Raw genomic sequence first — 1,643 nt, 5'->3', positions numbered from 1 at the left:
GGAAGCACAACCGTTCCCCCCCCTTTACTGGCCTCCCCCCCCCCCCCCCACCCCCCCCCCCCCCCCCCCCGGGCCGCTACGCCGCTGCGCGGCGGACCCTCCCTATGGGTCGGGTGTGCGGGGCTGGGTGTGCGGTAGGGCCGGTTCAGGTGTGTGGTGTGTGGGGGGCTGGGTGTGCGGTAGGGCTGGTTCAGGTGTGTGGTGTGTGCAGGGCGGGGAGGGCGGGGTGGTGCCGATTCCGGTGGGTCGGGTGTGCGGGGTTGGGAGGGTGGGTAGGGCGGATTCAGGTGGGTGTGGTGTGCGGGGCCGGAATTGTGGTGGCGGTGGTGTGAAAGAATCTGTTCTCGTGAAGAACTTCGAATCCCTGTTCGCCGAGCTGACCGAGCGTGCCCAGACCCGCCCTGAGGGCTCTGGCACCGTGGCCGCGCTGGACGCAGGCGTTCATTTCCAGGGCAAGAAGGTTCTGGAAGAAGCCGGGGAGATCTGGCTGGCCGCCGAGCACGAAAGCGACGACGCGCTCGCCGAGGAGATCTCGCAGCTGCTGTACTGGGTCCAGGTGATGATGCTGGGTCGCGGGTTGAAGCTCGAGGACGTGTACCGACATCTGTGACGGCCCGACCGTCGCGATCGACACGTTGCTCACTTCCCCCGAAAGGTCCCCATTCTCATGTTGCGCGTCGCAGTTCCCAACAAGGGTTCGCTGTCCGAAGCCGCCGTCTCCTTCCTGAGCGAAGCCGGCTACCGCAAACGCACCGACTCCCGCGAGCTCACCGTCCTGGACCTGTCCAACCAGGTCGAGTTCTTCTTCCTTCGCCCCAAGGACATCGCCATCTACGTCGGCTCCGGTGAGCTCGACCTCGGCATCACCGGCCGCGACCTGGCCCTGGACTCCGGCTCCCCGGTCAGCGAACGCCTGTCGCTGGGCTTCGGCCGCTCGAGCTTCCGCTACGCCGCCCCCGCGGGCGAGGACTGGAAAGTCGAAGACCTCGCGGGCAAGCGCATCGCCACCTCCTACCCGAACCTGGTCCGCGCCGACCTGGCCCGCTTCGGCATCGAAGCCGACGTGATCCGCCTCGACGGCGCGGTGGAGATCTCGATCCAGCTCGGCGTCGCCGACGCCATCGCCGACGTCGTCGGCTCCGGCCGCACCCTGCGCCAGCACAACCTGGTCGCCTTCGGTGAGTCCCTGTGCGACTCCGAGGGCGTGCTCATCGAGCGCACCGGCTCGGACCCCGACGACCGCGCCCGCAACCAGATCATCAACCGCATCCAGGGCGTGGTCTTCGCCCAGCAATACCTGATGCTGGACTACGACTGCCCCAAGTCCCTGTTCGACGCCGCCATCGCCATCACCCCCGGCCTCGAATCCCCGACCGTCTCCCCCCTGACCGACCCCGACTGGGTAGCAGTCCGCGCCCTGGTCCCCCGCAAACAGGGCAACGAACTCATGGACCGCCTCGCCGACCTGGGCGCCAAGGCCATCCTGGCCACCGACATCCGCTCCTGCCGAGCGTTCTGAGCCGTTCACCCGAAACCCCCGCCTGGCCCGGCGATTTCTAGGGGTCGTCGCAACACCGCTGGTGTTAGACGGTGAGTAGATCACGCAGACGCTCGGCTGGGGTATCCCAGTCGAGCGTTTTGCG

Annotated in this window: 2 protein-coding genes; both read left to right on the top strand. The window is 67.9% G+C overall.

Annotated elements, in window-relative coordinates; translation table 11 throughout:
- Positions 1-328: 328 nt before the first annotated feature.
- A complete protein-coding gene (locus ACFWVD_RS11665; protein ID WP_379241999.1) occupies positions 329-610 on the top strand; it encodes a phosphoribosyl-ATP diphosphatase in 282 nt (93 codons plus the stop codon).
- Positions 611-667: 57 nt separating this feature from the next.
- A complete protein-coding gene (gene hisG / locus ACFWVD_RS11660; protein WP_379241998.1) occupies positions 668-1,519 on the top strand; it encodes an ATP phosphoribosyltransferase in 852 nt (283 codons plus the stop codon).
- The last annotated feature ends 124 nt before the right edge of the window (positions 1,520-1,643 follow it).

Origin of the sequence: Nocardia sp. NPDC058666 (genome assembly GCF_042714895.1) — a bacterium.
In the GTDB taxonomy this organism is placed as follows: domain Bacteria; phylum Actinomycetota; class Actinomycetes; order Mycobacteriales; family Mycobacteriaceae; genus Nocardia.
This window is presented reverse-complemented; position numbering and strand designations above follow the sequence as displayed.